25 protein-coding genes and 1 tRNA gene are annotated in these 25,590 nt (G+C 39.0%); 19 read left to right on the top strand and 7 right to left on the bottom strand.

Translation table 11 applies throughout. The features are described from left to right. Window positions 1-33: 33 nt before the first annotated feature. The 8 genes from gshB (at window position 34) to H3U73_RS02690 (ending at window position 6,933) form a co-directional block, all read left to right on the top strand. A complete protein-coding gene (gene gshB / locus H3U73_RS02655) occupies window positions 34-1,005 on the top strand; it encodes a glutathione synthase (RefSeq protein WP_037392329.1) in 972 nt (323 codons plus the stop codon). Between the two features lie 50 nt (window positions 1,006-1,055). Beyond that, on the top strand, window positions 1,056-1,463 hold the full coding sequence (locus tag H3U73_RS02660; RefSeq protein WP_078474708.1) for a diacylglycerol kinase: 408 nt from the start codon (window positions 1,056-1,058) through the stop codon (window positions 1,461-1,463). Window positions 1,464-1,610: 147 nt separating this feature from the next. After that, a complete protein-coding gene (locus tag H3U73_RS02665; RefSeq protein ID WP_096765950.1) occupies window positions 1,611-2,537 on the top strand; it encodes an AEC family transporter in 927 nt (308 codons plus the stop codon). A gap of 162 nt (window positions 2,538-2,699) precedes the next feature. Then, a complete protein-coding gene (locus H3U73_RS02670; protein WP_198189999.1) occupies window positions 2,700-3,632 on the top strand; it encodes a DMT family transporter in 933 nt (310 codons plus the stop codon). Window positions 3,633-3,659: 27 nt separating this feature from the next. Beyond that, window positions 3,660-4,577, top strand: coding sequence for a LysR family transcriptional regulator (locus tag H3U73_RS02675; protein ID WP_198190000.1), 918 nt, complete (start codon window positions 3,660-3,662; stop codon window positions 4,575-4,577). Window positions 4,578-4,871: 294 nt separating this feature from the next. Continuing rightward, on the top strand, window positions 4,872-5,729 hold the full coding sequence (gene dapF, locus H3U73_RS02680) for a diaminopimelate epimerase (RefSeq protein WP_037392337.1): 858 nt from the start codon (window positions 4,872-4,874) through the stop codon (window positions 5,727-5,729). Then, window positions 5,726-6,379 carry a DUF484 family protein gene (locus H3U73_RS02685; RefSeq protein WP_198190001.1) on the top strand — a complete coding sequence of 218 codons (654 nt, stop codon included), beginning with the start codon at window positions 5,726-5,728 and terminating at the stop codon, window positions 6,377-6,379. The genes dapF and H3U73_RS02685 overlap by 4 nt, the downstream gene beginning before the upstream one ends. Further along, window positions 6,379-6,933, top strand: a complete 555-nt coding sequence (locus H3U73_RS02690) for a hypothetical protein (RefSeq protein ID WP_025330963.1) — start codon at window positions 6,379-6,381, stop codon at window positions 6,931-6,933. Before H3U73_RS02685 ends, H3U73_RS02690 begins: the two co-directional genes overlap by 1 nt. A gap of 109 nt (window positions 6,934-7,042) precedes the next feature. Here H3U73_RS02690 and H3U73_RS02695 read toward each other — a convergent pair whose 3' ends face one another. Next, the gene (locus H3U73_RS02695; protein ID WP_025330962.1) at window positions 7,043-7,258 is read right to left on the bottom strand and encodes a hypothetical protein; all 216 of its coding nucleotides are present in this window, start codon (window positions 7,256-7,258) and stop codon (window positions 7,043-7,045) included. Between the two features lie 1,057 nt (window positions 7,259-8,315). Here H3U73_RS02695 and H3U73_RS02700 point away from each other — a divergent pair. After that, entirely contained in the window at window positions 8,316-9,971 is a 1,656-nt protein-coding gene (locus H3U73_RS02700; protein WP_084550991.1) for an electron transfer flavoprotein-ubiquinone oxidoreductase, read from the top strand. A gap of 77 nt (window positions 9,972-10,048) precedes the next feature. On the opposite strand, the gene H3U73_RS02705 is transcribed toward H3U73_RS02700, so the two are convergent. Next, on the bottom strand, window positions 10,049-10,300 hold the full coding sequence (locus tag H3U73_RS02705) for a hypothetical protein (protein WP_078474237.1): 252 nt from the start codon (window positions 10,298-10,300) through the stop codon (window positions 10,049-10,051). Between the two features lie 142 nt (window positions 10,301-10,442). Between H3U73_RS02705 and H3U73_RS02710 the strand changes: the two genes are divergently transcribed. Then, window positions 10,443-11,378 carry a hypothetical protein gene (locus H3U73_RS02710; RefSeq protein ID WP_144235800.1) on the top strand — a complete coding sequence of 312 codons (936 nt, stop codon included), beginning with the start codon at window positions 10,443-10,445 and terminating at the stop codon, window positions 11,376-11,378. 273 nt (window positions 11,379-11,651) lie between these two features. Here H3U73_RS02710 and H3U73_RS02715 read toward each other — a convergent pair whose 3' ends face one another. Then, window positions 11,652-11,873 carry a carboxymuconolactone decarboxylase family protein gene (locus tag H3U73_RS02715; protein WP_198190002.1) on the bottom strand — a complete coding sequence of 74 codons (222 nt, stop codon included), beginning with the start codon at window positions 11,871-11,873 and terminating at the stop codon, window positions 11,652-11,654. A 99-nt stretch (window positions 11,874-11,972) separates the two neighbouring features. Next, a complete protein-coding gene (locus H3U73_RS02720) occupies window positions 11,973-12,488 on the bottom strand; it encodes an RNA polymerase sigma factor (RefSeq protein ID WP_198190003.1) in 516 nt (171 codons plus the stop codon). 567 nt (window positions 12,489-13,055) lie between these two features. Here H3U73_RS02720 and H3U73_RS02725 point away from each other — a divergent pair. Continuing rightward, window positions 13,056-13,131, top strand: a tRNA-Thr gene (locus H3U73_RS02725). 292 nt (window positions 13,132-13,423) lie between these two features. Here H3U73_RS02725 and H3U73_RS02730 read toward each other — a convergent pair. Continuing rightward, a complete protein-coding gene (locus tag H3U73_RS02730; RefSeq protein WP_025330957.1) occupies window positions 13,424-14,401 on the bottom strand; it encodes a bile acid:sodium symporter family protein in 978 nt (325 codons plus the stop codon). Between the two features lie 303 nt (window positions 14,402-14,704). Then, on the bottom strand, window positions 14,705-16,300 hold the full coding sequence (locus H3U73_RS02735; protein ID WP_084550987.1) for an inorganic phosphate transporter: 1,596 nt from the start codon (window positions 16,298-16,300) through the stop codon (window positions 14,705-14,707). A gap of 117 nt (window positions 16,301-16,417) precedes the next feature. On the opposite strand from H3U73_RS02735, the gene thiE reads away from it, so the two are divergent. Together thiE and hemH are read left to right on the top strand one after the other, a co-directional pair. Continuing rightward, entirely contained in the window at window positions 16,418-17,044 is a 627-nt protein-coding gene (thiE, locus tag H3U73_RS02740) for a thiamine phosphate synthase (protein WP_084550985.1), read from the top strand. Window positions 17,045-17,258: 214 nt separating this feature from the next. Further along, a complete protein-coding gene (gene hemH, locus H3U73_RS02745; RefSeq protein WP_084550983.1) occupies window positions 17,259-18,266 on the top strand; it encodes a ferrochelatase in 1,008 nt (335 codons plus the stop codon). Between the two features lie 73 nt (window positions 18,267-18,339). Here the strand turns inward: hemH and yegQ are convergent, their stop codons facing one another. After that, window positions 18,340-19,707: a tRNA 5-hydroxyuridine modification protein YegQ gene (yegQ, locus tag H3U73_RS02750; RefSeq protein ID WP_198190004.1), complete on the bottom strand. Its 1,368-nt coding sequence runs from the start codon at window positions 19,705-19,707 to the stop codon at window positions 18,340-18,342. Window positions 19,708-19,886: 179 nt separating this feature from the next. Between yegQ and recO the strand changes: the two genes are divergently transcribed. The 6 genes from recO (at window position 19,887) to H3U73_RS02780 (ending at window position 25,586) form a co-directional block, all read left to right on the top strand. Continuing rightward, on the top strand, window positions 19,887-20,618 hold the full coding sequence (recO, locus tag H3U73_RS02755) for a DNA repair protein RecO (RefSeq protein ID WP_078474242.1): 732 nt from the start codon (window positions 19,887-19,889) through the stop codon (window positions 20,616-20,618). A 580-nt stretch (window positions 20,619-21,198) separates the two neighbouring features. After that, window positions 21,199-21,702 (top strand): type VI secretion system contractile sheath small subunit, encoded by a 504-nt coding sequence (tssB, locus tag H3U73_RS02760; RefSeq protein ID WP_025330951.1) that lies wholly within the window; start codon window positions 21,199-21,201, stop codon window positions 21,700-21,702. Between the two features lie 21 nt (window positions 21,703-21,723). Then, entirely contained in the window at window positions 21,724-23,256 is a 1,533-nt protein-coding gene (tssC, locus tag H3U73_RS02765; protein ID WP_037392136.1) for a type VI secretion system contractile sheath large subunit, read from the top strand. Window positions 23,257-23,320: 64 nt separating this feature from the next. Then, window positions 23,321-23,584, top strand: coding sequence for a PAAR domain-containing protein (locus H3U73_RS02770; protein ID WP_025330949.1), 264 nt, complete (start codon window positions 23,321-23,323; stop codon window positions 23,582-23,584). Window positions 23,585-23,611: 27 nt separating this feature from the next. Next, a complete protein-coding gene (gene tssK, locus H3U73_RS02775; protein ID WP_078474412.1) occupies window positions 23,612-24,955 on the top strand; it encodes a type VI secretion system baseplate subunit TssK in 1,344 nt (447 codons plus the stop codon). Then, window positions 24,945-25,586: a DotU family type IV/VI secretion system protein gene (locus H3U73_RS02780; RefSeq protein ID WP_171991476.1), complete on the top strand. Its 642-nt coding sequence runs from the start codon at window positions 24,945-24,947 to the stop codon at window positions 25,584-25,586. Before tssK ends, H3U73_RS02780 begins: the two co-directional genes overlap by 11 nt. Window positions 25,587-25,590 lie beyond the last annotated feature (4 nt).

Below are 25,590 nucleotides of genomic sequence, written 5' to 3' on the forward strand. Positions count from 1 at the left end.
CTGACCGGATAAAAATTCTAACAGGTAAATTCAATGAAAATCTTATTTATTGCAGACCCGATGGCGAGTTTCAAGACTTATAAAGATACGACTTATGCCATGATGCGCGAAATGTCTCAGCGGGGCTGGAAACTGTTTCACACCTTAGCCGGTGATTTGAGTGTGCAAAATGAGTATGTGACAGCAAAGGCAGATGAATTTGATTTTATTGGAGCAAAAGATAAATATGACCATGCATGGTTTAATGTTTTATCTCAGCAGCAATATACCTTAAATAGTTTTGATGCAGTAATCATGCGTACTGATCCGCCTTTTGATATGCAGTATCTGTACGCAACTCATTTGCTGACACTGGCTGCTACTCAGGGTGCGCACGTATATAACAGTGGTCAGGCTATGCGTGATTTTAATGAAAAACTGGCTATTCTGAATTTTCCTGAGCTTACCGCACCAACACTGGTTACTACCCGCGCTGCAGACATACGTGAATTTTTAACCCGGCATCATGACATTATTATTAAACCTCTGGATGGTATGGGAGGAATGGGTATCTTTCGTCTGACGCTAAGTGATCCCAATATCGGCAGTATTCTGGAAATGCTGATGCATCTGGATAGTCGAACTATCATGGCACAACGTTATATTCCGGAAATTGTGCATGGTGATAAACGTATATTGGTTATTGGCGGAAAAGTCGTTCCGTATGCGCTGGCTCGTATTCCGCAGCAGGGTGAAACGCGCGGAAATCTGGCTGCTGGTGGAAAGGGTGTGGCTCAGCCATTGAGTCAACGAGATCAGCAGATTGCAGAAACACTTGCTCCGGAACTGGTACGCAGAGGGATTTTACTTGCCGGTCTGGATGTTATTGGTGATTACCTCACTGAAATTAATGTAACCAGCCCGACAGGTTTTCAGGAAATTACCAGTCAGACTGATTGTAATGTACCGGCACTTTTTGCTGATGCAGTGGAAGAAGCCGCCCGCTTATATGGCTCTCCGGTTTGAAACCTAAAAACTCAGTTAAAATTTCGATATAACAAGGATAAGATCTGATCATGCCTGAAAATAATCAATCGTTTGCAACATCGATTAAAGGTAAAAAGGGCTTACGCCGTATATTCAATGCCTATGGTTATTCTCTGGCGGGTTTGAAGGCAGCTTGCAGTGAATCGGCTTTTCGCCAGCTGCTGGCATTAAATAGTGTATTGATTGTACTTGTATTTGTACTGGATTTTGGTAGCCTGACACGAATGGTATTAATCATGGCATCGTTTTTAAGCTGGATTGTGGAATTATTTAATACTGCTATTGAAGCTGCGGTAGATCACACTTCGCTGGAAAAGCATCCTCTGGCAAAGCGAGCCAAAGATACAGCTTCAGCCGCTCAATTGTTAACCATGTTATTGCTGGCTGTATTATGGTTAATGGCATTGTGGCGCGACTATTTTGTAAACTGGTTTTAAGTCACAATTAAATTTAGGATCAGGGCAGAATAATTACATAATAATGACAGCCTGATTCTGAAAAATATTGCCAAACTATTTACATTTTCTTCATATAGCAGAATATATATATATCTGGCAGATATACTGAGAAGGAAAGGGCAGACAATGCATTTTTTGCTGATTTTATTACCGGTGTTTGGTATTTTCGTCACTGGTTTTATCGCTCAGAAGACATTGAAATTTGATATTGCCGGTTTATCAAAAATGTCTTTGTATATTCTGTCCCCCTTTCTGGCTTTTAAAACTTTCTATAACCACCCGCTAACCAGTGCTTATGTTTATTATGCTTTCTATGTTCTGGCATTGTGTGTCGGGCTGATTATACTGGTTTATCTCTGGTCGGCATTTTGTCATTATAAAAATCAGGATAATTGTGCTCTGATTCTGGCTTCATGCTTTATGAATAACGGTAATTATGGCACTCCGGTAATTCTGGTATTTTTTGGTAGTGCCGGTTTTGATATTGCTGTTATTCTGATGGTATTACAGCAATTTATTATGAGCACCATCGGCACTTATTATGCTGCTAAGGGCAGTAGCGATGTTGATGGTATTAGCCAGAATACCGTACTGAAAAAAGTCTTACGAATGCCGATTATTTATGGCGCATTGTTCGGATTAATATTTCAATTACTGCATATTCCTTTAAGTAAGGAAATTATGCTGGCAGTGGGCATGATCGGGGATTCATCTATTCCGGTAATTATGCTGATTCTGGGCATGCAGCTGGCTACATTGCATATCAGGCAGATTGAAGCAGCCAAAATCAGTTTTGCGCTGGTTATCCGATTACTGATTTCACCTCTGTGGGCAATGCTGCTTGTATATTTTATGCCAATAGATCTGATGGCTAAAAAAGTGCTTATAGTGCTGGCGGCAATGCCTACCGCGGCTAACACAACATTACTGGCTGTCCAGTTCAATACCAGACCACAGCTTGTATCTACAGCTACCTTTATCAGCACGGTTTTAAGTTTAATTACTTTGCCTGTTGTTCTGATGCTGGTTCAGCCTCCGGTTATGCATTTATAAATAATATAAATAAAATTCTTACAAATGCTTCTGGTTGAGATATCTGTATTTAATAACAGTTATTACCTGATGTAATAACTGTTATTACGGCTGCTGTAATGCACTTTTACCTGAGAACTGCTATAAAAATAAAAAATTTAATACTGAATCAGGTTTAATGATATGAAAGTCAGTCAGCTGCAAAATTATAAAAGTATCTTGTATTTATTAATCACGGTTGCAGGCTGGGGAATTATGTATCCTGCCTCAAAACATGCTGTTTCTTCTGGTATTGATGGTTATTATCTTACCTGTATTCGCTATGTGCCTGGTGCCCTGCTGGTTAGTCTGGTATTGATTATTCAGGAAGGAAAACAGAGTTTTCGAACAGAAAATAAAACTTTGCAGCTTTGGTTTTTCGGTAGTATCGGTTTTGCCGGATTGAATTTTTTTACATTTATCGGTATAGGATTCTCATCAGCTGAACATGCAACGATTATTCTGGCTTTAATGCCTTTATTATCCCTGATTTTATTTTCAATAATTTATCGCATTTTGCCGGATTTTCGCACAATCATCTGCATGCTAATGGCTTTTACTGGTATTGTTCTGGTGATTACCGATGGAAATTTTAACCATTTACTTGCCTCATCAAGTTTTATCGGCGACATATTATTACTCACAGCAACTGTTTGCTGGGTAATATATACTTATTTTGCCAATACGATGATTTCAAAATATGATTGGAGTGCATTGCGTATAACCGCTCTGAGCTCTTCATTAGGAATGTTAACCATCATAGCAATAACTATGATTGCGACTTTGCTGGGATATGCCGGCAGACCGGAAATGAAAGCCATATTAGCAAGCAGACTGGATATTTTTATACTGATTATCACTGCGCTGGTTATCATTAGCTGGAATGCCGGTATTAAAGGTTTGGGTGCAGTTAATGGTATTTTGTTTGTTAATCTGGTACCGGTTATTTCGTCTGTTATCGGAATTTTTCAGGGGCATAAAATTTCTGTAGTGGAAATGTGCGGTATGGCTATAACTTTGGTCGCGTTGGTGCTGAACAATATTTTTATGCGAAATAATCAACAGACTAATGATTAGATTCAAATGATTTAAAGCATTATCAGAATGAAAAAACGTTTAAAAAGCATGCATATAGCTAGTCTTGAGTTATTTTTGACGGCTGCTGAAAATGAAAATTTTTCTACAGCTGCACAATATCTGAATATTACACCGGCAGCAGTCAGTCGTTCAATTAAGCGTCTTGAGGAAAGAATAGGGGTTGAATTATTTAGTCGCAATACCCGTAAAACTAAATTAACGCCAGAAGGACGAATTTATTATACAAAATGTACCGAAGTTCTAGAGTCATTAATCAGTACCGAAAAGGCATTGAAAGTAAACAAAGAGGCAATTTCCGGTAGATTGAAAATAAGTATTCCGGAAACTTTTTTTAATTATAAAATAATACCCTATGTAAAATGCTTTTGTGCTCAGTATCCTCAGCTTAAGCTTGACTTTCATGTAACAAACCGCAATATTGACTTTGTAACTGAAACTTATGATGTTGCTGTAAGACTGATTCAGCCGGATACCAGACTGGAACCATTTTTAGTTAAAAGGAAATTATATTGTGCCACATCCGGTTTGTTTGCCAGTCCTGAATATTTGTCTGAGAATAATATAATATATGAACCGGCTGATATTCAAAATCATAAGTGTATCAATTTCAGTATCAGCCAGAATAATAAAAAATTTTCATGGAAATATATAGATAAAAGCACAACATACAATAATGGAACTGAACAGATACACGTATTTGATAGTATGCTGGCAACAAAATTTCTGGCCATTAATGGCAATGGTATTGTTCAGCTTTTTCGATTTGCTGTTCAGGAAGAGTTACAATCCGGCAAGCTGGTCGAAATATTACCGGAATGTTCTCAGGATAATCAATGGGAGTTTTGTTTTCTTTATCCGCAAAGCAATAAAAATTCGGCAAAACTACGGGTTTTTATTGATTATTTCAGTAAACAAATAAAATAATCAGTTTTTCAGCATAATTTATATAAACAGATTTATTTATCTGAATAGGTTCTGTTTGATAAATTACCAAAATCTTTTGCTGCTGTTTTCTCTTGCCGGCAAAATAATCGGGCTATTCAGGTTAATTGTAAATAAAATAGCTGGTTTAGTGATCAGTAACGCCTGTTTTCAAGATAATTGTATTTTTTCCGGATAAAGATATTTGCTAATTAGTTCAGTGCAGAACTTATCGTTACGGTGATAAATCGGTATCATAGCTGCTTAAACCAGTTGTGATGACAGACTGAATGGCATATGACTAAACTAAAATTTACTAAAATGCATGGTTTGGGTAATGATTTCATGGTGATAGACGGAATTAGCCAGAAATTTTATCCGGATACAGCTCCAATCGCTGCATGGGCTCAACGCCATACAGGAGTGGGATTTGATCAGCTTCTGCTGATTGAGGCACCGCAGACACCGAATGCTGATTTTCGTTATCGTATTTTTAATGCAGATGGCTCCGAAGTAGAGCAATGTGGTAATGGTGCACGCTGCTTCGCCCGTTTTGTTTATGATAAAGGATTAACCAGTAAAAAACAGATTGTGGTAGAAACTGCCGGTGGAATAATTGTGCCGCGATTGAATGAAGATGAGCTGGTAACAGTGGATATGGGTATACCGCTGTTTGCACCGGAACAGATTCCGTTTGCGGCAATTGATGAAAATGATGCCAAGAGTATCAGCCATGAACTGGTTGTCGGAGCTGATACCGTTAGTGTGACCTGTATCAATATGGGTAATCCGCATGCAGTGGTGGTTGTAGAAGATATTAATCATGCGCCCGTGCACCGGCTTGGTGCAGCCATTGAAAGTCACAGACAGTTTCCTCAGCGGGTTAATGTCGGATTTATGCAGATAAAAGCCCCACGAGAGATTTATTTGCGTGTGTTTGAACGAGGTGTCGGAGAAACACAGGCATGCGGTACCGGTGCCTGTGCTGCGGTTGTAGCCGGAATCAGTCTGGGCTTACTGGGTGATGATAAACCGGTACAAGTGAATTTACCCGGCGGGCAGTTATCAATAAGCTGGCAGCAGAAACCTGATGCGCATGTCTGGATGACCGGGCCGGCAGAGACTGTATTTGAAGGAGAGATAAATTACTTATGAGTATTAAGGATGCTGAAGTACTGAAATTTTTACATGCACAGCCACAGTGGTTATACGAACATGCTGCTGAATTTAATCTGCGCCCGATTGAAAGCAAAATATTGTCATTTCATCAGGGCAAAATGCAGGTAATGCAGCAGAAGACTGAAAAAATGGCCTCACAGCTTATTCAAATGCTGGGTGATGCTGATGCTAACCATACATTAATGGCCAAATTCATGGCGTTTACTCAGCGTCTGCTTATCGTCAATACTCTGGCACAATGGCAGCGAGCCATCAGTGATGGATTAAACAATGAATTTACTTTACCTTATCATGCACTAATCATCACTGCAGATATTCCTAAAAATGTTCGTGTACCTGTAAATTTACATGTGAATGAGAAATTTAAGGTTATTGGTAAAAAATTAACTGCTCCTGCATGTGGCGCTTTACCGGTTGCTGCTTTACTGGAATTATTGCCTGAACAACCGCGACTGGAAAGCTTTTTGCAATTACCTTTACGCTGGAAAGAACAGACGCTGGCTATTCTGGTAATTGGGCATGAAGATGAAGCACATTTTTCCCCTGATATGTCTACTGAATGGGTTGCTGCTATAGCTGATAATATGGCGGCTGTGCTTGCACGTTTGCTGAAACTGGTGCGTTAATGGGTACGCTAATCAGTTATGCAGTTGTATTGGTATATACAGGAGTATTTGTCTGGCAATGCTATAAATACCGTATTTATGGCTGGCTGGTTGTTTCACTGGTACTCTGGATAATTCTGGCCGCAATGAGTAGCCTGATATTACCGGGTATTGCTGATTTATTTAAGCCACTAAATCTGTATTTGATGCCAGTGTATATCTTACTCGGTTCATGTTTTGCTCTGCATCGGCGCGATCAGTTGAAACAAAGTGCATATTTAACTGCGTTGCTGTATGGTGGCTGGTTGCAGTTTAGTGCCTTGGTTGTTTGTTTGGTTTTGGTATTATGCTTAGTGAAAAATGTTATCTTGCAAATTCCATTACTGGTCACTTTATTCCAGATGTTTGTCTGGCAACCGGTTTTCTGGATAGGAAGTCAGTGGATAATAATGCTTCTGCTATTTTTACGCAGTACAGAAACTGAAAAACCTCTCTGGAGTGTACGAACTGTATTATTTTTCTGTTTATTTGAACAGTTGTTATATTTGATGATGAGTTTCAGAGGCAAACTGTAAAAAAATCTTAATCAATACTGGTTGCTTGTATAACTTTATTATATTACTCGATACGATTAAGCAACAAAAAAGCCAGACTTTCCAGTCTGGCTTTTTTGATTTCTTGTGCTTAGTTAGAAGCAGCAGAAGCTTCAGAAGCTACAGCAGGAGCAGAAACTTCAGATGCCGGAGCTGGAGCAGGTTCAGAAGCCGGAGCTGCTTCAGAAGCTGTAGCAGGAGCAGAAACTTCAGATGCAGCAGACGCAGCCGGAGTTTCATTTTTATCATTGCAGGCAGCCAAGAACAAAGACATCAGAGCTGCAGCAACTAATAAAGATTTTTTCATGATTATGTACCTTAACTTGTATCAAAAAGTATTACTTTAGTGATGGAAATCCAGTTTTTGCACACTATATCATTCGTCAATAAACAGCTATAGTGCGCATAACTTGTGCAAAGCGAATTATGCCCCGCCTTGCAAACTAATGCAATCAGCCAAGTGTGTATTTTCGTTAAATAAGTAGTTTCTTTGATACATGTATATAGTTGAAAACATGGATTGATAGTGTATTTACTTCTACCCGCGCCCATGGAAAGGTGTTGTAATTTAAAATATAAAGTATTGATAAATTTTAATAAAAATAAATATTAAGCAACAATATTGTTATTAAAAAGTAATTATGTGATTAAATTATTAGTAATCGAAAAAGTTGCTTTTTTACAACAAATTTACATGTTTGTTGTTTTATATACTCAATATCTGATTAGCATTTACTAACAGTGGTGATATTTGATGAAAAGTAATAGAAAAAATCAGCTATATTTTACTGATGGGTTTAATTTATACATAACTATATAATATATATATTTTTTATTTAAATATAAATTATTAATATCGTTGTGACTGTAATTCTACGATGGATAATTTACATAGATTGTTGAAGAGCATATCTGATAACAGATATATTTTGTTTCTTTCTTGAAGGCTTGAAGGGCTGATTAATTTCTTGCTGTTATATTTATAGTTTTTACGGTTTTTATTGTGAAGTATTAATAGTTAGCAATGATGCAAGTCGTTTAAACTTTTTTAAGTAGAGTGAAAAACGGCTCCAAATCAACAAAATTTACATTAAATACTTTTATAAGATAGTGGTAATTACGGGTAAGTTTAATTTACCTGCTTTCATCAATATTTATTATTTGATCAAAAGTGTTCGAAATTAATTCTATATATAATATTTTATCTGTTTGATTACTAAATTAATATATAAATTCGTTAATCAGTGTAGTCGATATATCCAGTCATTGTTCGATATAATGCCAGTTTTTATTATACGGTATATATATATTGTTTATGTCTGCCGTAGATTTAATTATCATTGTTTCAATGCAGGAAATCGACCATGACAGAATCCATAGAACGTGAAAGCATGCATTATGATGTAGTGATTGTTGGTGCCGGACCGTCTGGATTAGCTGCTTCCATACGATTAAAGCAACTTGCAGCTAAAGAGCAACGTGACATTAGTGTATGCATTGTCGATAAAGGTTCTGAAGTGGGGGCGCATATTCTTTCGGGAGCCGTCATTGACCCGCGTTCATTATCTGAACTGATTGAAAACTGGCAAGAAAAAGGCGCACCTTTAAGCTGTGCAGTTAAAGAAGACCGGCTGCTGTTTCTGACTGAAAAAAAAGCTTATCGTTTACTTACTCCGTCCAGCTTTAATAATCATGGTAATTATATTATTAGTCTGGGGTTGTTTTGTCGCTGGCTGGCACAGCAGGCTGAGGAAATGGGGGTAGAGATTTATCCCGGTTTTGCAGCTGCAGAAGTTCTTTATCATCCTGATGGTTCCGTACGCGGCATTGCTACCGGTGATATGGGACTGAATAAAGACGGACAACCGGGAAGTAATTATCAGCAGGGTATGGCGTTACTGGCAAAACAGACCATATTTGCTGAAGGATGCCGGGGCTCGCTTACCAAAACTTTAATTCGGCAGTTTCAGCTGGATAAAGATTGTCAGAATCAGACTTATGGAATTGGTATCAAAGAATTGTGGTCTGTTGCCCCGGAAAAATCCAAACCGGGCACCGTCATTCATTCAATTGGCTGGCCGCTAGACCGGAAAACTTATGGTGGTTCATTTCTTTATCACTTAAATGATAATAAAGTTGCTGTTGGGTTTGTGGTCGGACTGGATTATCAGAATCCGTATATGTCACCATTTTCTGAAATGCAGCGCTATAAAACCCATCCGGCTATCCGGGAGGTGCTTGAGGGTGGTACCCGTATTGCTTATGGGGCACGTGCATTAAGCGAAGGTGGATTGCAAAGTTTGCCTAAACTGACTTTTCCGGGTGGTTTGCTTGTCGGTGATACTGCCGGTTTTCTGAATGTTCCCCGAATCAAAGGCATTCATGCTGCAATGAAGTCAGGTATGCTGGCAGCAGAAGCTATTGCTGAGGTGTTAAAAGAGGAACATGTCAGTGATAATAGTAATACTGAAGCAGTGAAATATAGTGAATTGTTTCGAGACAGTTGGCTGTATCATGAGTTACATAAAGTACGAAACATCCGGCCGTCATTTAAATGGGGGCTGTTTGGCGGTCTGGCCTATAGCGGACTTGAAGAATATATTTTCAGAGGTAAGGCACCGTGGACGCTACGTCATCAAAGTCCGGATTATGCATCTTTACGAAAAGCACAAGAATGCCGGCCTATTGATTATCCCAAAGCCGATGGTAAATTAACCTTTGACCGTACGAGTAGTGTTTATCTTGCCAGTATCAGCCATGATGAGAATCAACCCGTACATTTAAAATTGAATAATCCTGAGCTGGCGATATCTGTCAATTATCGTGAATATGGCAGTCCGGAAACACGCTATTGTCCGGCTGGTGTTTATGAAATTGTAGATCAGGCCGGTGAACCGCATTTACAGATTAATGCGCAAAACTGCGTGCATTGCAAAACCTGTGATATTAAAGACCCTGAGCAGAATATTAACTGGGTTTGTCCTGAGGGTGGAAGCGGACCCAATTATGCAGAGATGTAAGAAAATAATAATTTATTTTATCTGAATCTATCTAATTAAACAGGCTGGCAATTATACTATTGCCAGCCTGTTTAGGTTTAATGTTCACGTTCGTGAAAAAATGCATAAGTGGCATCGTGAAATAATTCTACTTGCGGATTTTCCTCATACTGTAATTCCGCAATTTCATTATCAAAAGCCGCGCGTATGGACTCAGTAGCCAACTCAGCTATGTCTGCAGGCAGCGCACGCAGCAGACCTTTAATTGCGGTGGCCAGCACCCGGTTTTGCATAATCAGAGCCTCGTTGCTTTCTTCCAGAAACTCTATTCGCTGTTCAATGGTACTCATGTGTTATTCCTAATTTAATTGAACACTATGTAGTTTATTTTAGCATTTTAACCTATAAAAGTTGCTATAATTACTCAGATATGGCTTACATAAAAATATGCATAGCCAGTTAAAATATACCGGACTGATCAGAAGTGGGGGCATGGTGAAAAATCAGTATGAACAACAAAACCAATTTGTTTTTACTTTGAGTGATGATCTGCCTGAACAGCAATCTGTCGCTAATTCAACTGTCAGCTCTGCAAAAATGACTACAGAGACTATGCCCGAATGGGAGCGCAGTCTTGAGCAGTTGCGCCAGCACAAAAAAAAGCAAGATAGCCGGTCAAACCGTCAGGAAGAAGTTATATCAGATGCACCGCCGTTATCTATACCTAAAACCAGAAGACGTTCGCATGATTTCAATGTGCCTCCGATAGTTACCAATACGATAAAAAATCGTAATAGACAAACTGAGCCAGAGCCGAAAACGGTATCCACATCCCAGCCTGCTGAAGTTTTACTTGATCCAGTACAGCGTGAGCGAGTTTATCGGGCTTATCTGAAACAATGGCAGCAGCAAAGTACACTAGAAGCGCAAAAGCAGGAATCTGCATTAAATGATACAGCCTTGCTTATTCAGGAAGACTGGCTGGCTGCACAAAACTGTTTACAAAGCGCTCCTGTTGATGAAAATCTGCCTTCAAACTGTACTATCCAGCTAAAAGGCAAACAGTCTACTGTTATACCAACAGAAGTAAGCCGGCAGAAAACAGAAGATGAGCTTTCTGCTACCAGCGATAATGGACAGCCAATCATTCATGTACATATGCATGTCATAGAACCGCGTGGTACAGCTAACAGGGCAGTAACCTGTATTTCCGAGCAGGCTTTACTGCAACAGTTAACTGAAAAATTACGTCCGCATCTTACTGATGTATTAGCAGGTATGGTTCGTGTTGCAGTACAAAAGCATACAGCCGGTTTGGTAACCACATTACAGCGTGAATTAATGGCCGAAGTACCCGGAGCAGTAGAGGATGTACTGCAGCATAATCTGACACAGGTTATGAATAATTTTAAGAAAAAACAGCGCTAAATCAGGCCTTGCTTAGATGTAATATAGATAATGTTATTGAGTACACTAGCCATTCGAGTGTACTCAGTTTTATATGCCAGTTAGAAATCCAGAAAATTTAAATAGTTGCACCTATAAAGTATATACATAAGTATTTATTACTGTTTTACTAAATCAACTATTTTATTGCTCAAATAAACGCATTGCCAGCAAACCATGTGCCATGATTGTGCCTGCTTTTGCAGAAGCTGAAATTGAAATTAATTCTGCTAATTCTTCTTCACTTACTCCTGCTTATTTTACTCCTTTAATATGAACATAAATACAATATGCGCATTGCGTAGTAAGTGCTACGGCTAAAGCAATTAACTCTCTTGTTTTTATTGGAATATTTCCTTCTCTGCGTTTGATGATTTTATGGTCAAAATCTATAAATGCCTGTGTTTCTTCGGGTGCATATTTTAATAATGCAGCAGTGTATTTAAAATCATTGCTTGATTGATATTGATTAGTCATTTTATCTCCCAGTTTAAATTTAAAACTAACATTCCTGATAAATTCTCTGCGAAAAGAACAAAGCTATTATGTTGTCTATAAATTATTGAATTTAAATTTTTATAAATTAATTTTTTCTTTTACCATTAATCTGGCACGGTGTAAGCGACTTTTAACTGCCTCAACTGTGATGCCAAGCTTTTCAGCAACTTCCGGCGTGGAGTACTCCTGAATATCCCGCAAAATCAACACCTGCCGGTAAATCAAAGGTAAAGAAATAATTGCATTAGTTAGATCTATTTTAAGGTCGATATCTGCAGAAGATGCAGACAGCTCATCAATATCTACCCGGCCTTCAATGTTTTTGGATTGTCTGACTTTAAATAAACGATAACATTCTCGTTCTATAATTCGAAATAACCAACTTGTAAAAGAAGAGATAGTTTTCAGCATACCGATTTTTCTATGTAACTGCCATAATGTGAATTGCACAGCATCTTCAACATCTTCTGTTGTAGCACATGTTCGTCTGGCAAATCTTCTGATGTCTGGCTGATATACTAACAATAACTGATTAAGTGCATGTGTATCACCCAGACAGGCATATTTAATAAGTTGTTCTTTGTTTTGTTTCATTTTTTATCCACTGCTTCCGGCTTAAAATTAATGCTGAATAAACCTGAATAAATATCTATTTTTATCAATATATCTGTATAGAGTGCTAAATAAACAGAATGGATTCAAAAATTTTGATTAAATTTTTAGAACGAAGTTTATTAATCAAGCTGAATTAGAAAAATCTAATATTGAATGAACATTGATTATTAAAATTCTTTTATAAATATCTGATTAAAAATAAATCTAAGAGAAGATAATTGATTATGTGATTTGACCGAAATGCGGTTAATATCAATTTTTGAATCTTCTATTAATTTTGAGATAAAAAAATTAATCTCGAAGAAGAAAATAAAATATAAATTATTTTAGATAAAATCTGAATATTTTTAATATTCAATTCAATTATTAAAAGCCCGATTAAAAATTTCAGGTATAAAGCATAGAAATAACTCGAGGCTCAATTGAACAGATATTATATTTATGAGCAAAACTATTATATTAACAAATAAATAAAATTGGATAGCAATGGTGAGTATAGAGCGATTATGCTATACTGCGCGCCATTCAGAGTATTCTGAATTGGAAGCCAGTATAGCTCAGTTGGTAGAGCAGCGCACTCGTAACGCGAAGGTCGTAGGTTCGATTCCTATTACTGGCACCATAAGATAAAATTAAATCAATTAGTTACAAATATTTTGTTCCTAATCCGTGACTATCAGTCTATTCACAGCAGCTACTTTTAAACCTAATTGTTTCAGCTTATGGTATACCTATATTTTTGATTTATGCCATTGTATCAAAATCAAGTAAATACCATATTTGCAGCATTATTGAGTGATTTGATGTAAATAGATTAAGTACCAGCAAATCTTATTGCTGGCACTATGATATAAAGATTATAAAAAACCAAATAGCAAGCTTTATTAGAAATAAAACCTACACTCGAAGGTAATCTATTCCGTTTTATTCAAACGTGCATAGCGTTGTGCCAGTACTGCACAGATCATTAGTTGTAACTGATGAAAAATCATCAGTGGTAATAGCATAATGCCTACTATGCTGGCAGGAAAGAGTACATTGGCCATGGGTACGCCATTTGCCAGACTTTTCTTAGAGCCGCAAAAGACAATAGTAATTTCATCAGCACGGTTAAAGCCCAATGAACGGGCAACCAGTGTATTAATGCTGATAACCAGAAACAGAATCAACAGACTCAGAATCACAATCATACCAATTGAGCCTAGATTAACTTTGTGCCATAGTCCTTCAACAACAGCATCACTGAATGCTACATAAACGACTAAAAGAATCGAGCCCCGGTCAGTACGGTTTATCCATACTTTATGTTTATGAATCCAATTTGCAATTAATGGTCTGGCCAGATGGCCTAAAACAAACGGCAGCATTAGCTGTAATAAAATCGATTCGATAGCAGCTGTTGTGTCCACGCTGTTGCCACTGGTGGGCATCATTAGACCAACCAGTACAGGTGACAGGAAAACGCCCAGAATACTGGAAGCAGATGCACTGCATACTGCTGCTGCAACATTTCCGCCGGCAACAGAAGTAAAAGCAATTGCGGACTGTACTGTAGCCGGTAATGCGCACAAATACAGAAAGCCCAGATACAGTTCGGGAGAGAGCCAATGGGGAACCAGTATACGCAAACCTAAACCGATTAGCGGAAATAAAATAAATGTGCTGCAAAATACAACTAAATGTAATCGCCAGTGTCTGATACCTTCTGTAATCGCCTGCCGTGACAGCTTTGCACCATGCATAAAAAATAGTAAGGCAATGGCAACTGTGGTCAGATAACTAAAAAATGTTTTTGTGCTGCCCTGACAAGGTAAAACAGTAGCTGTACCTACAACCGTTAACATTGCCAGCAAAAAGGGATCTATATAAAATTTTTTAAGCAGGTTATTCATTGGCAACAACCAGTTTGTGCTGAGTTTGTGACAAAAGTCATCATTTTAGCTTAAATGGTTGAATAAAAAACAGCCAGCGACTAAGTTAAAAAGATTTAATCTGATTTTAAAATTACTTTGTAAATTTAAGAAATACGGAAAAATAGTATTAAACTAAATTTAATACCGACTATTTGTAGTGTCATTCAAACCAGGGTTAAATTTATTCTATAAAATCTTTGAAAATTTACATTAGACAATCGCTTTAATTATAATGAAACCGGATAAGCATATTTATCCGGTTTCATTATGATAATTGTTAATCTAAAAAAATGAGTTGAGTCCCAAAAATATCAATACAGATAAAACTGCAGCAGAGGGCAGGGTAATCACCCAGGCCAGTGCAATTGGTTTCATCAATTTCCAGTTGGCATTACGATTAACCAGTCCGATACCCAGAACAGCCCCAACCAGAATATGTGTACTGGATACCGGCAGCCCCATCAGTGTAGCCAGCATCACAATAGCTGCAGAGGAAAGCTCTGCTGTGAAGCCAGAAGCAGGGTGCATTTTGGCCAGATTGGTACCAACAGTTTGGATGACTTCTTTGCCGATAAACCATAAACCAACAATCAGTGCCACACCAAATGTTATCATCACTGGTGCCGGAATCATGGCATTGGCATCTATACCAATATCACCGGTACGGATAATATCCATAATGGCGGCAAACGGGCCAACTGCATTGGAAATATCATTAGCGCCGTGACTAAAAGCAAAGCCGGCAGCAGTAAATACCTGCATCCAGCTGAACATCAGAAAGGTTGATTTGCTTAAATCTTTGCGCCTTAAGGTTTTGGCGTAAATGAATGTGGCCATCCAGATTAATGCGCCAATCATGATGATTAACAGGAAATTGGTAATCACAGATAAACCAAGATGCAGATTAGTCAGCCCTTTAAATAACATCATAGCGGTAATCATCATGCCGCCACAGGCTGAAATTAAGGGTACCCAGCTATGCAGTGCCTTAAATGCGTCGATGTTATTTTTACGGCTTTCGATATCTGCCAAACCTTTATAGTAATCTGATTCGAGCTCTTCGACGCTATAATCAGGATCACTGTAATTTTCGGCATCACGGGCTATAGCAGAGGAAATGCGAATTTTCTCGGTTTCACTTAGCTTTTCAAACCAGATTTTGTATTTTTCTTTATATGCTTTTTTTTCCTGCTTAATTTCTTTTAAAGCTATAACCATCCGGTCATTGTAGTCCAGTACATGCTTTTTTATCTGGCTGAACAGGATATAAGAAAATGCACCTCCTAAAACAGGTGAGATAACCCAGGACAGACCAATTTCTCCCATTTTGTTCCATTGAATTAAATCCAAAGCGCTGCCATTACCCGTTATCAAATAGCCTAGACACAATCCGCCACCCACCAGTCCACCTATCAGCGAGTGTGTTGTTGAAACCGGTAAACCTTTTTTGGAAGCAATTAACAACCAGATTGCCGCCGCCAGTAATGCTGCCAGCATGACATTAATGCATTGTGAAGGTGTTAAATGCATGGCACCAAGGTCTATAATGCCGTGACGAATTGTTTTTGTTACTTCGCCGCCGGCAATAACCGCACCAGAAACCTCAAAAACAGCCGCTATACCCAATGCCTGCGGTATTGTAAGGGTTCCGGCGCCTACACTGGTACCAAAGGAGTTGGCAACGTCATTGCCACCGATGTTAAATGCCATGAAGGCGCCAAACAGAGTGGCAATAACAAATAATAATGGAGAATGATGGTTGGTATATCCAAGCCCCCAATAAATAAAGTATGCAATTGTGCCGAATAATAATGCAGCAAAAGTATAATTAACCCGGGTGATCAGGGGAGAGCGAACAGAGGATGCGTCTGAGGCCATAATATATTTGTAAAAGTGGAAAATTCAGTACAGACATCTGCAAACATTATTGTGTGTATGCAGTGCTGCGTGAAAAAACTATCATTATAAAGATTTTTATTTCAAAAGGAATATTTTATGTATGCAAATTCGTTTTTACCTATAGTTGCTCCGCTGAAATTCTATGCTGTTGTTCCTACTGCGGATTGGGTAGCGCGGATGGTCGATGCAGGGGCCAATACTGTGCAGCTGCGTAATAAAACTCTGATTGGTTCAGCATTGTACCGTGAAATTCAACGCAGTGTCGCTTATGCAAAAGATACACCTACACAACTATTTATCAATGATTTCTGGTGGGAAGCTGTAGATTGCGGTGCGTATGGGGTGCATCTCGGACAGGAAGATCTGGACAGTGCTGATTTAGTAATGATTCAGAGTTCAGAGTTAAGGCTGGGGGTAAGTACACATTCGCCAGCAGAACTGAGTAAAGCATTAGCAGTTAAACCAAGCTATGTAGCCTGCGGGGCAATTTTTCCTACTACAACCAAAACTATGCCTACTGAACCTCAGGGATTGGACAAATTAAAGCAATACGTGATTCAAGCCGGAAATACACCTACAGTTGCTATTGGTGGAATTGATTTAAATAATGCACGCGATGTACTGGCTACCGGCGTAAGCTCTCTGGCTGTAGTTCGTGCTGTTACTGAATCAGCTGATCCTGAAAAAGTAGTAAAAGCCTTTCAGGCGCTTTGGGATAAATAAAGATTTACCAGTCTTTTGTAAACTAAAGTAGTTTTATTAGGGTGAGCAGGGGATTAGGTTAAGCACAGATAATCGCTGCATCAGGTCTGTTGCAGAGGTAATGCCTGATGTCAGTAAAGTATATAACTGGTGAAATTGCTAACAAGCAGAAGATATAGGCTATACTCGCAGCACTTTTATCTGATTGACTGATAATCGATTGCTGCCAAAAATTATGTCAAAAATTTTTCTTTCTGAACCAAAAACTTCTAAACCGGCAATTGGTGTTTTATTGCTGAATCTCGGTACACCTGCTGCACCTGCACCTCAGGCTGTACGACCGTATTTACGCGAATTTTTATCCGACCAGCGTGTAGTCGAATTACCGCGTTTTTTATGGCAGTTAATACTACGCGGGATTATTTTGCCTGTTCGCGGGCGTAAAAGTGCCCACGCATACAGCACCATCTGGCAGGAAGACGGCTCCCCTTTATTGACCGGAACACAACTGCTTAGCACTTCTTTAACCAGTGCTATGCCAGACGGTGTTATTACCCGTTTTGCTATGACCTACGGACAGCCCAGCGTAGTTAATGTTATGCAGGAAATGAAACAGCTTGGCGTGCAGAATTTGCTGGTGTTGCCGTTGTATCCGCAATATGCGGGTTCCAGTAGTGGTGCTGCACTGGATCAGGTATGGCGGGTAATGCTTAAGCAACGTGTACAAATGGCAGTACGAAGTATCACCAGCTTTTATGCAGATGACAATTATATAAAAACACTGGCCAGACATATTCAGACATACTGGCAAAAGCATGACAGAGGACAGTGTTTATTAATAAGCTTTCATGGTATACCAGAGGCTCAGCATCAGGCTGGCGATAGTTATGTTGAGCATTGTAAAACCACGACCCGTTTACTCACAGAAGAACTTGGGCTGCAAGAAGATGAATACCGGCTGGCATTTCAGAGCCGCTTTGGCTATGCACCCTGGGTCGGACCAAGTACTCAGGATTTACTTATCCAGCTTCCTCAGACCGGAATCAGCAGACTTGATGTCGTATGTCCGGGTTTTGTTACTGATTGTCTGGAAACACTTGAAGAAATCAATATTCGTGGTAAAGCAGACTTTCTGGCGCATGGCGGAAAACAGTTTCAGTACATTCCCTGTATGAATAGTGAGCATGAATGGGTTGAAATACTGGCTCCGCTTGTGAAGCAGCATTTACAAGGCTGGCTGTAAAGTACACAAATATCAGAAACGGATAATAAAAAAGCCATAGTGTAATATCACTATGGCTTTTTCAGCAGCTTATTTAATTGGCTTCCGCCTGGGGAATAATGCGTGCAATCAGTGCATTATCTTTGCCGAGCATCTGCGGAATTTTTACTTCAATTCCGTTTCCGGAAGCCACTTCTACCGGATAGCCCTTACGTGTCATTGCTTCAAGGCGGATAATCTGATTGCCGCCCGGATGAATAATTTCCAGCTGGTCACCAAGGCTGAATTTATTTTTTACCTCAATGGTTGCCCATCCTTCAGAATCAACAGCCGTAACTTTGCCTACATACTGACTTTGTTTTGATAAAGAATGTCCGGAAAGGTAATTCTGATACTCTTGTGTCTGATGCCGTTCCAGAAAACCAGTGGTATAACCCCGGTTGGCCAATCCTTCGAGTTCTGCCAGTAGGCTATAATCAAAAGGTTTACCTGCAACTGCATCATCAATAGCACGTCGGTATACCTGTGCTACCCGCGCTACATAATAGACTGATTTAGTCCGTCCTTCTACTTTTAAAGAATCTACACCGATTTCTGCCAGTTTGGCGACTTGTTCTACCGCGCGTAAGTCTTTGGAATTCATGATATAGGTGCCATGCTCATCTTCCATTATAGGCATCATATCACCAGGCCGGTTTGCTTCTTCAATCAGATAGACTTTATTTGCCAGCGGGTGACGTTGCTGGTCATTTAAGCCATATAATGCATTATCAGCCAGACTTTTCGCCTGATTAAAGTTAAAATCGGGTAATAATTGAGCATCGCCGCTGTCGCTATCAGCCGTATTGTGTACTTTATAATCCCAGCGGCAAGCATTAGTACAAGTACCCTGATTAGGATCACGATGATTAAAATAACCGGAAAGGAGGCAGCGACCTGAATAGGCAATACACAAAGCTCCGTGAACGAATACTTCTAGCTCAATATCCGGGCATTGCTGCCTGATTTCGGCAATTTCATTAATACTGAGTTCGCGTGACAGAATAATACGTTCTATGCCGATACTCTGCCAGAACTGTACCCCCCATGCATTGGTGGTATTAGCCTGGACGGATAAATGAATCGGTATTTCCGGCCATTTTTCACGCACTTTCATAATAAGACCCGGATCTGCCATAATCAGCGCGTCTGGCTGCATAGCAATAATCGGTTCCATATCGGCCAGATAAGTTTTCAATTTTGCGTTATGTGGCAAAATATTACTGGCCAGAAAAAATTTTTTTCCGCGTGCATGTGCTTCAGTAATACCCTGTTCCAGTACTGGCAGATGTGCAAATTCATTATTACGTGCGCGCAGAGAATAACGCGGTGTGCCGGCATAAACAGCATCTGCGCCATAATCAAAGGCTGTGCGCATCCGCTCCAGTCCACCAGCGGGCAATAATAATTCTGGTGCTTTCATGGGTATTTAAACTTTCCTGATTATTTCGAATACATTCAGGCAGCCGGCTTTGAAATAGCCGGCTGCCTGAAAAATATAGTCTATATTGTTAACAGAATTATCCGCTTTTTCCTGTATATGGTCAATTGCATGCCATAACCGGCTATAATTGAAAAATCTACATCTGACATAAAACGGCTATGTCTAATAATCGCATCAATCATCAACCTGCTTTCTTGCTTACCTCCCGTCCATGGAGTGAAAGCAGTCTGCAAATTGAAGTATTTTCCCGGGATTATGGCAGAGTAGTGATGCTGGCGCGCAGTGCGAGGCGCCGGCAAAGTGAATTGCGAGGTGTACTCGTTCCTTTTGTGCCGCTACAGCTATCCTGGTATGGGAATAATGAATTGAAAACTCTGCACCGGGCAGAATGGATAGGCGGCTGGCCTCAGCCTCAGAATCAGGCGTTATTCAGTGCCATGTATGTAAATGAGCTGGTACTAAAACTAACAGCCCGGGAGGATCCGTTACCTGATGTTCACGCGGCACTACATACCGTACTACAACATATTTCAAACGGTGAACACTTATCTGCACTGCGTTATTTTGAGTGGTCATTACTGCGTGCTTTAGGTATTGCTCCTGATATTAGTCAGGATAGTCAGGGGAAGGAGATCATTAATCATGAACGCTACTGGCTGCGCGCCGAACATGCCCCTGTTTTATTGATGCAGGCACAGATGTCAGCGCAGGAAAATGGTATTGTTGTTCACGGACACACTCTGAATGCATTAAATAACCGCTCACTAGCTGAACAGCCTGAATGGCATACCGAGGCCATAAGGCTGACACGTATGCTTCTGGATTTTCGTCTGCCTGAAGGTATCCTTAGCCGGCGTGTATTAAAACAATTGCAGCAATATACCGTATAGGAATAAAGAAACCTGGTTTGAAAAATAAAAAAAATGAATTCACAATTAGATTATAGTTTTTTTCTATAAAATTTTATTTTATGATCAATAAAATAATTATATTTTTTTGGTTAAATTGAATAAAAAATGTTCAGAACATTATCAGCTGAAAATTATATTTCATTTAAAAAATAATTATTTACATATATTCAATAAAAGAAATCTTTACAATAATTTTAAAAATTTAATATTTATTATGGCTAATATTTAACCAATTTTTTTCATAGATAAAATTTATGAAAAAAATTGGTTAATAAACGACAGATAAAATGATTTTTGTAATCAATATAGCATTAAATTTTATAAAATTATTTACTTGGTAACCAAAATAAGTCAAAATAAGTTAAAACATGTATATATGGGCAGAATAAAATTTAATTTAACTTCCAATTAATTTAAAGCTGTTGTAACTTAATTATTATTAAATTTTTAAAACAAAATTTATTGAAAATTTTCATTTTGCTATATATTCCGTATCAAAACGCAGTAATGTAATGACTCTGATCTGTTATCAGTATTCAAATTTCAACAAGGAGTAATCATGTCAGAAAGTTTTCAGAACGAAGTACCACCAGCACGTGTCAATATTAAACTGGATTTACATACAGGAGGTGCTAAAAAACAAGTTGAATTACCTTTGCGTTTATTAGTGGCTGGCGATTTCAGCTTCAAAGAAAGCGATACTCCGCTGGCAGAACGTGAAAAAGTTTCAATTAATAAAAACAACTTTGATGCAGTGCTTGCTGAAATGAATCCAGCCGTAAAACTGTCTGTTCCAAATGCTCTGGCTGATGATAATTCCGAAATTCCTGTGAATCTTGAATTCAAATCAATGAAAGATTTTCATCCTGAACAGATTGTTCAGCAAGTACCTGAACTGAAATCGTTGCTAGCTATGCGAAATCTGCTGAGAGATTTGAAGTCCAATATTCTGGACAATGCAGTTTTACGCAAAGAACTGGAAAAAATTCTGCAGGACAAAAACCTTTCTGATGAGTTGCGCAAAGAACTTGAAGCAATCTCACCGATCATTTCTAAAGAATAAATACCGCAGAGGAAAATAAGTATGCAAAAAAATGTGCAGAATGCTGGTTCCGTTAAAAAGGGAAATGCTGTTCAACAGTCTGTTTATGAATCATTATTTGATAAAATAAATCTGAATACCGTCTCTACAGCTCCGACTTTTGACCATTACACCAATAATACAGCATTATCTGAATCTGCTACCAATGAACGTATCTCAGTAGCGATAAACGTATTCCTGAAAATGATTCAGGACAGTGCCCAAACTGTAGACAGATTGGATAAATCCTTACTGGATTTCCATATTGCCAAGCTGGACAAATTAATCAGCAATCAGTTAGACAATATTCTTCACCATCCTGAATTTCAGGCAATTGAAGGTACATGGCGTGGTCTGAAATTCTTAGTTGACCGTACCGATTTCCGTCAAAATGTCAAAATTGATGTACTTGATGTTTCAAAAGATGCTCTGATTCGCGATTTTGAAGACTCACCGGAAGTCATCCAAAGCGGTCTGTATAGCCATACTTACATTAACGAATATGACACCCCGGGCGGACAGCCTTTTGCCTCAATCATTTCGGCTTATGAATTTGACCGCTCCCCTCAGGACATTGAGCTGCTCAGAAATATTTCAAAAGTTTCCGCTGCTGCACATATGCCATTTATTGGTTCTGTAGGCCCTCAATTCTTTGGTAAAGAAACAATGGAAGAGGTTGCCTCAATCAAAGATATCGGCAACTACTTTGACCGTGCTGAATACATCAAATGGAACAGCTTCCGCAATACTGATGATGCCCGCTATATCGGTCTTACTCTACCGCGCTTTCTGGCACGTTTGCCTTATGGCAGTGAAACAGTACCGGTACGGAGTTTCAATTACAGTGAAGAAGTTAAAGGCCCTGATCACAATCGTTATTTGTGGGCTAATGCCACCTTTGCATTTGCAGCCAACATGGTAAGAAGCTTTATTAAAAATGGCTGGTGTGTTCAGATTCGTGGCCCGCAGGCCGGCGGACTGATTGAAAATCTGCCGATTCATTTATATGATCTGGGTTCCGGCGCACAAATGAAAATTCCGACGGAAGTATTAATTCCTGAAACACGGGAATTTGAATTTGCCAATCTGGGTTTTGTGCCATTATCGTTCTACAAAAATCATGATTTTGCATGTTTCTTCTCTGCAAATTCAACACAAAAACCAGCCCTGTACGATACTAAAGAGGCGACAGCCAATAGCCGTATCAATTCACGTCTTCCTTATATTTTCCTGCTGTCACGTCTGGCTCATTATCTGAAACTGATTCAGCGCGAAAATATCGGTATGACAAAAGACCGGCGTGTTCTGGAAGTGGAAATGAATAACTGGATACAGAATCTGGTTACAGAAATGACTGATCCAAGTGATGAGCTGCAGGCTTCACATCCGTTACGTCAGGCAAAAGTGGTAGTAGAAGATATTGAAGATAATCCGGGTTTCTTCAAAATTAAACTATTTGTCATTCCGCACTTCCAGATTGAAGGTATGGATATTAATCTTTCATTAGTATCTCAAATGCCAAAAGCTAAAAAATAATCCGGTATAAGCGAAAAATCTACCGATAGTTCCCTATCGGTAGATAACCATAAAGGATTGCTAAATGTCACGCGCTATTATTTGTAAGGGAGATACCACTACACATGGTGGGGTAGTACTTGAAGGTGATCCTATCGCAAAAATTGAAGGAAGACCGGTAGCACGTAAAGGCGATAAAGTTAGTTGTCCGAAATGTAGTGGTACTCATTACATTGTAGAAGGTGATCCCAAGCTAACAGTAAAGGGGCGTCTTATGGTTCTCGAAAACATGAAAACCAGCTGTGGTGCTCGATTGTTATCCAAACAATCATTAGCTAAATGTGAATAATCTATCTAATTTAGAACAGGTTGTAAGTTGAAAATCATCAATCCGATTTGGTACGAAGGTACCTTACTGCTGCCACAAATTTTCCAGCAACAGGAATTACTGCAACAGGCAAATGCCTTTAGCATAATGCAGTGTACGCGAATTATGCCATGGGGCGTAATGCGTATGGAAATAGACACTAATAGTCTCACTCTGAAAAAGCTTAAATTATCGGATTGTGCAGTATCATTTCAGGATGGTACTTGGTTTGATTCACAGCAGATGCAGTTTCTGCCGCCTGCCCGTGACTTGTCACAACTACCGGATGACATACTCGAAACAACAGTATATTTAACATTACCAGAACTAAATACCGTAGGCAGTAATCTGCTTGAAAACAGCAGTAATGCACCATTACGATTTTCTAAACAGTTTGTTTCGGTTACTGATCTTTACGGTAGCCAGCAAACAGAAATTGCAGAAAAAAGATTGAATTTCAGCCTGAAATTCTCTCATGAGAACCGTCAGAATTTTTTGGCAATACCCATTCTTCGTCTGATTAAAAATCAAAATAATATCTGGCAGCTTGATGCACAATATATACCGCCAATATTCTTTATTGGCAGCAATATTTTTCTAATGGAGATGCTGTCAAGACAGATACAAATTCTGCTTAATAAAAGTCAGCGTCTTGGTTCATTACGAAAAGAACGTAATCAGCAATCAGCAGACTTTCTTGTATCCGATATTTCATTATTCTGGCTGCTGAACATACTCAATCAGTCTATACCGGAAATGGTGCTGTTACAAACACATAAAAATATTGCACCAGAAAACTACTACATCTTACTGGCACGTTTGGTTGGAAGTCTGCTGTCGTTTTCAATTGAATCCAGTATCAAAGACATACCGCAATATGATCCGTTTAATTTAGGTACAACATTCATCCGGTTAAATGAAATGCTTATAGAGCTGCTGGATACAGTTATACCTACAGTACTGGTACTGGTGGATCTTGAAAAAGTTGGTAATACCCGCTGGATTGGTCATCTGTTAGATGCACGTTTGGATGAAAACACAGATTACTATATTTCTGTTCGTGCCAGTGTTCCGTTATATGAACTTCAGGAACGCTTTCCGAAACTATGTAAGATTGGTTCTCCTGATGATGTTGAGCGAATTCTGCCGTCAGCATCCAATGGTATTCCATTAAGAATGATGCAGCGTTTACCCAGCGCATTACCCATGCGTTCAGAAGCTACCTATTTTGCATTAGATAAGTCGCACCCGGGCTTTAAAGCCATGATAGCAGCCAGATCATGCTGTATTTATTCACCTAATTCATTTGATGGATTAAATATCGAATTATATGCGGTGCCAAATGAAGAATAACGAAATTCCAGATTACGTACGGGAAAATTTACGTAATTATATTTTATTTGTAACGCGGTTAAGTTTAGGGCATGCCATTCAGGATATGGATGAAGTGCAGTTGCTTGCTATTCATTTTGTTTCAGAGTTTGATCAGAAACTGAGTGAAAATCACCTGCCTGAGCATGAGCGAAAACAGATAAAGTATGCATTGTTTGCACTTGTTGATGAGCTTGCCTTACGCTTTTTAGATAGCAAAAGTAAATCAATTTGGGAAAACAGCCCGTTACAGGTATCCCAATTTGGTGAGTATGATGCTGGTATACAATTATTTGAAGATATTCAAACTGAATTGCATAAACCGGATCCGTCATTCTGGCTTTTAAGTGTTTGGCAGCTGGTATTTGCTCTTGGATTTAATGGTAAATATTTATTTGAAGAAACACATGCTCGTAATGAACTCATTACCAAAATTGATTCGCATTTGCCTGAAATAATCATTCCTTCACTTCAGACTAATCGAAGATTGCGCCCGATTACTATACGTTCTTTTTCGACAGTGAGCTGGTGTTTAGCTTTTCTGGTGTTCACTGTGGTTATATATCTGGTGCTGAATAAATATCTCAGTAATCTGGTTGCCAGTATTGGATAAGGTA

It is taken from the genome of Snodgrassella sp. W8124, assembly GCF_016100875.1.
Taxonomy (GTDB): Bacteria; Pseudomonadota; Gammaproteobacteria; order Burkholderiales; family Neisseriaceae; genus Snodgrassella; species Snodgrassella alvi.